The following is a 5,052-nucleotide window of genomic DNA, read 5'->3' on the forward strand; positions in this document are numbered from 1 at the left end:
ACCTCGACAGATGTATCGGTCGGCGGAACTACACGAGCATGCCCGTCGATCTTGCTGCCGCACCGGGAAACTCCAAGATCCCCGACAGAGTCAAGTTGAGTGCGTGTGCTGATTGGGAGGCGATCTTGATGCGGTCGACGTCTTCAAGCAGTGGGATCACGTTCGTGATGTTCTCCCATGTCGTCCTGCTTTGGTCTTCGAGGAGCACTGTGCCGTCGAACTCGAGGACCGACTTCGCGTAGTCAGCCATCACCTGGGCCTCTGCAGCGCCGCTGCTGGTCGCACCGCCGCTGAAGATCACGCGGGTGCCACGCGCACTGTCAGCGACGATCGAGCGAATTCCAGCACGAACTCGCCAGCGGTTGATGAAGTTTGCCGTCGCTTGGGGGTTCCGGTATCCCAGCACGACCACAGCCTCGGCAGCTCCACCGCGGTTCCCCACGAGAGCTCGAGACCAGCGCCAGTTCAACCACTCGCCCCACGCCAGGGCTGCCGCCCCAGCTATCGCCACTCCTGTCATTACTGGTCGCATGCGGCGACTCTAAGGGCTGTCCTGCAATACCCGGCGGACCAGCGCGCGGCGTCAGATGCATGGGGTCTCCCCAGGCCCGGAGGGCCGAGGGGACGCATCGCAAGGCGGAGAGCCGTCCCAATACTGGACGTATCGGGATGATTCGACAATGCAGCGAGGTGCCGTAGCTGTCGTCGTGCGCCCGGTGGGTATTGCGGGACAGCCCTTGGGGCACCTCGCTATCGGGCAGTGCAGGCAGCAGCCGCCGCTACGAACGGCGCATTCTGGATGGCGTCCCTTATCGAAGCCGTGGCCACAGCCCGCATCGGCGCGGAGTGGAACGAACACACCGAGACGCGCACCGCGCTTCGCAACGGCCACCGCGACAAGACGATCAGCCCCCAGGCCGGCGACCTGGGCCTCGCGATCCCCGAACTGCGGTCGGGGAGCTTCTTCCCCGCGCTGCTGGAGCGACGCCGCCGCATCGACCAGGCCCTGTACGCGGTCATCATGGAGGCCTACGTCCATGGTGTTTGTCCACGCGGTCGGTCGACGACCTGGTCAAGGCCCTCGGCGCGGACACCGGGATCTCCAAGAGCGAGGTGTCGCGAATCTGCCAGGACCTGGACGGCCAGCTGACCGCGTTCTGCACTCGTCCGCTGGACCATGTCCGCTTCCCGTACGTCTATCTGGACGCGACCTACTGCAAGGCGAGGGTCGAGCACCAGATAGTGTCCCGGGCCGTGGTGATCGCCACCGGGATCAACGAGGACGGCGGCGGGAGGTGCTGGGCGTCATGGTCGGCGACAGCGAGACCGAGGTGACGCGGAAGTGGCCGAGGCCTTGCGGCGGGCCGGGCTGACGGTCACGGGCGAGCCGCTGATCGTCGCTGTCATCCTGTCAGCTGCCTTCCGGGCCGGAGGTGACGTCGGCCGGGTGGCTCAGACAGGACATTGAGGGGGCCTCTGGCCAAGCTCCTATCAGGTCATGTTCCACCTGGCCGGAGCCATGGAGAACGGGCCCCGGCAGCCGGACAGAACAGTCGCAGGACAGCCCAGCAGGGCGTCGGTCAGACCTTGAGCCACGACCACCGGAACCCGCTACGAGTGTCAGTGTCAGACCTGCCTGGGATGCTCCGAGCATGGAGATGACAGTGCAGCTGACGATCGACTGCTCCGATCCGCAGAGAATGGTGACTTTCTGGGCCGAGGCCCTGGGCTACGTGCCTGAGCCTCCGCCGGGCGGGCACGCCACGTGGCGTGCTTACTGGGCGGCGATGGGGGTGCCAGAGGCAGAGTTGCCGACCGGTGCCGGGGATGTTCCGGAGTCGATCATCGATCCCGCGGCACGTGGACCGAGGGTGTGGTTCCAGCAGGTTCCGGAGCCGAAGGTCGCCAAGAACCGGTGGCACTTCGACCTGAAGGTCGGTGGGGGCCGTGACGTCCCACTGGACGTCCGCACACAGCGGGTCAAGGCTACGGTGGAACGGCTGGTCAAAGCTGGTGCCACCGTGCTGCGGATCAAGGATGAGCCGGACATGGGGCTCTACGCCGCCGCCATGCAGGACCCTGAGGGCAACGAATTCGACGTCGTCTGAGGGCCGTTGCGACGGTGCTGGTCACAGGCACTCGTTCACGGCTGTGACCAGCACCGTCGTCTCGTAGCGGACGGAGAGCTTGTCGTGCCTCGTGCCACCGCCCTGTGCCTTTCAGTCGGTTGATCCCGCACTTGACCGCATGGCGCTCGCGGTTATCCACCGCATCGAAACGCGGCGGTCGGCCGCCACGGGAGCCGAGCATCCTGCGGTTGCGGGCCTGGCCAGCCTTGTATGGGATGCTGCAACGGATTCCACGGCGGCGCAGTTAGGCGCGGTTCTTGCGGGAGGAGTACGCCCGATCGGCGCGTACTCGATCGGGGCGGACGCGTGGCCGGCCCGATCCGATGCGGGGTACGCGGACATTCTCCAGCACGGGCTCGAACTGCGGCGAGTCGCCGCGCTGCCCGGCCGTCACCACGATCGACATGGGCTTCTGGCCCTGCTCGACAGCCACGTGCAGCTTGGTGGTGAACCCGCCACGTGAGCGTCCCAGCCCGTGATCACAGGGCTCGGCCAGCACTCCGCCCGGTGGTTCCTTCTGTAGGTCCCCCTGCTTCCCGGCCCCTGGCGCATGCTGATGGGCGCGACACACTGTGGAATCGACGCTCAGGTCCCACGTGATCGCGCCCTTCGCGTCGGCCTGGGACTGAAGTCGGGTGAGGAACCGGTGCCAGATGCCGTCTCGTTGCCATCGGCGGAACAGATCGTAGATCCGGCCCCACGGATCGTACTCGACGGGCACATCCCGCCAAGGAACTCCTGTCCGAACCCGGAACCGTATGCCGGCGATCAGCTGGCGCCGGGGCCAGATGGGCGGCCGTCCCCCCATTCGTTCCCTTGGGCAACAACGGCTCCAACACCGCCCTCTGTGCATCCGTGAGATCTCCCCGCGCCATGAACCACGATCATTCATCACTCAAGATCCACTTTCGTTACACGCCCTGGGCCCCCCGTTCCTCACTGGGATCGGCGACGCGGTCGAGGAGCTCCGCGAGGACGTCGAGCCGCAGCGCCGCACGAGGGACGTCGGTGGGCGTGATGCTGCCCGGAGGCGGCGGCTGGAACACGGGGCTCGGTTCCACGCCCAGCGCTGTCATCCGGTTAAGGATGCGCTGTTGGAACTCCTCCGGTGAGGTGTACGGGCAGATGATGTCCCGCGGATCGAAGATCGTCCATGACAGCTCGTCGTCCTCGTCGCGGGTCGGCAGATCGAACCAGGCCACACGCGTCACGGCGGGATCCGGCAGGGGAGAACGGAGCGCGGCCATCGGCCTCGCCCAGCGATGGATGCCCCGCCTCAACATACCGCCCACGCCGTCGCTCTCCGGCCACGCCGCCGGGGGCGCCACGGCGAGATAGCCGACCTCCTGCTCGAGGTCCGCCCGGTCGGCGTCTTCGGCCACCTCGTACGACCACCGCTTCCTGTTCCACCGCCACAGGCGCGGGGACTCGGCGACCCGGACCAGGGTCAGCTCCCAGTCTGGTCTGTAGGTCCGCTTGACGTAGAGCCCGCCGGGCTTGAGCTCCTCGAACAGCATGGTCCTCCCCTCGGCCGGCCAGACGCCGGCCGTTCCCTCCCCACGGCTGGAAGGGCGATGCGCATCGCGAGCCGGTGAACTCTTCCGATCACGACACTAGCGGTCGCCTCTGTCAGTCGGCCGGGAGCAGGTTCCGTCGACGCCGAACTCCGCCCACAGTTCCTCCCGACAGTGCCCGCTGGAACGCCGTCACCAGTGCCTGGATCACTATCGGTTGCATGTGCGCCGACAGCGACTTCATCGTCGCGACATGATTGGAGGCCCGGCGGCACGTCCGCCCGCCAGTCCGGCTGCAAGGTGTCGCGTATGTGCGCGTGCACCAGCACAGGCCCGTGAAAGGCCGCGTGACGGAAGCGGGGATGGCCCGGCTCTGTCAGGCCTTCACCCGGCGGAAGACGCAGCGAATGCCTTGTCGAGACGTCGCAGCGTCGCCTGCTGGGACGAGAAGGACCAGCGGCCCTGCCGCTGCGGGTCGAACGCCCGAGTGTCTTTGAGCTGCGCGGACTGCTGCCCGTAGCGGACCGTCGACTTCGATACGTGCTGCCGGGCATCGCGCCGCTCCTGTGAGGCGCCGTTGTAGAGGGAGTAGTGATCCCGCAGCATCTCGGTGAGCGCGAGTGTCTGCCTCTTGGTGGGCCGCAGGAGAAACTTGTGCGTGCGTATCAACACGGCCCACCCCGCTTTCCGTATCCCCGGGTCGCGGCTGATGCGATCACCCTACCGGCCGTCACTGACGGAGCAGCGAACTCCGGCGCTCCGCGCCTCCGCTCCAAGGATTCGATTCCCCCCACCGGGTAAAGCCGGTAGTCCCCTCGAAAGAAGGTCTGATGGCCTTCTGTGCCCGATTCCTCGTCGGCCTGCGCCCGTACAAGCGGGCGCGGAAGGAGTCCGGCACCTCGATCACGTCGCGCACGAGGTCCTCTTCCAGTTCCCCGTCATCCGGCATGACGAGCCGAGACGGCCGCCGTGCCCCGTGGGGGAGGGCACGGCGGCTGCCGGTTCAGGGTCGGGCGTCGCTGACTACTCGACGACCTTCAGGAGCTTGTTGGGCGTGCCCTCGCTCGGGTTGCTGATCTTGTCGGGCGTGGCGCCGTCCGTCAGGGCCTTGGCGACCTGTTCCGGGGTGGCGTCCTGGTGGGCGGCGAGGTAGACGGCGGCGGCGCCGACGACGTGCGGAGTCGCCATCGACGTACCGGAGATGGTCTTGGTGCCCTCGTCGCTGTCGTTCCAGGCGGAGGTGATGTCCGAGCCCGGGGCGTAGATGTCCACGACCGAGCCGAAGTTGGAGAAGTCGGACTGCTTGTCGTCCTTGGTCGACGAGGCGACGGTGATGGCTTCCTTGACGCGCGCCGGGGAGCCCTGGCCCGCGTCGCTCGACTCGTTGCCCGCGGCGACGCCGAAGGTGA

Annotated in this window: 4 protein-coding genes and 4 pseudogenes; 2 read left to right on the top strand and 6 right to left on the bottom strand. The window is 67.1% G+C overall.

What is annotated here, in order from left to right; genetic code table 11:
* Positions 1–97: 97 nt before the first annotated feature.
* Positions 98–520, bottom strand: a pseudogene (locus ACZ6ZQ_RS38220) (YdcF family protein); the annotation flags it as partial.
* 279 nt (positions 521–799) lie between these two features.
* Here ACZ6ZQ_RS38220 and ACZ6ZQ_RS38225 point away from each other — a divergent pair.
* Positions 800–1,328 (top strand): annotated as a pseudogene (locus ACZ6ZQ_RS38225) (IS256 family transposase); the annotation flags it as partial.
* 324 nt (positions 1,329–1,652) lie between these two features.
* On the top strand, positions 1,653–2,108 hold the full coding sequence (locus tag ACZ6ZQ_RS38230) for a VOC family protein (RefSeq protein ID WP_469773147.1): 456 nt from the start codon (positions 1,653–1,655) through the stop codon (positions 2,106–2,108).
* Positions 2,109–2,373: 265 nt separating this feature from the next.
* On the opposite strand, the gene ACZ6ZQ_RS38235 is transcribed toward ACZ6ZQ_RS38230, so the two are convergent.
* The 5 genes and pseudogenes from ACZ6ZQ_RS38235 to ACZ6ZQ_RS38255 form a co-directional block, all read right to left on the bottom strand.
* Entirely contained in the window at positions 2,374–3,021 is a 648-nt protein-coding gene (locus ACZ6ZQ_RS38235; protein ID WP_469773148.1) for an IS5 family transposase, read from the bottom strand.
* Between the two features lie 19 nt (positions 3,022–3,040).
* Positions 3,041–3,646 (bottom strand): hypothetical protein, encoded by a 606-nt coding sequence (locus ACZ6ZQ_RS38240; RefSeq protein WP_469773149.1) that lies wholly within the window; start codon positions 3,644–3,646, stop codon positions 3,041–3,043.
* 96 nt (positions 3,647–3,742) lie between these two features.
* A pseudogene (locus ACZ6ZQ_RS38245) lies at positions 3,743–3,899 on the bottom strand (transcriptional regulator); the annotation flags it as partial.
* 70 nt (positions 3,900–3,969) lie between these two features.
* Positions 3,970–4,312: pseudogene (locus ACZ6ZQ_RS38250) on the bottom strand (RNA-guided endonuclease TnpB family protein); the annotation flags it as partial.
* Between the two features lie 354 nt (positions 4,313–4,666).
* A partial coding sequence (locus tag ACZ6ZQ_RS38255; RefSeq protein ID WP_469773150.1) for a S8 family serine peptidase occupies positions 4,667–5,052 on the bottom strand: 386 nt, incomplete at its 5' end.

The organism is Streptomyces sp. NPDC053673 (genome assembly GCF_055585225.1).

What these genes read in the sequence shown, in the direction of transcription:
- ACZ6ZQ_RS38235 (WP_469773148.1), bottom strand. Translation starts at nt 3,021, where the DNA reads ATGAATGATCGTGGTTCATGGCGCGGGGAGATCTCACGGATGCACAGA.
- ACZ6ZQ_RS38230 (WP_469773147.1), top strand. Translation starts at nt 1,653, where the DNA reads ATGGAGATGACAGTGCAGCTGACGATCGACTGCTCCGATCCGCAGAGA.
- ACZ6ZQ_RS38240 (WP_469773149.1), bottom strand. Translation starts at nt 3,646, where the DNA reads ATGCTGTTCGAGGAGCTCAAGCCCGGCGGGCTCTACGTCAAGCGGACC.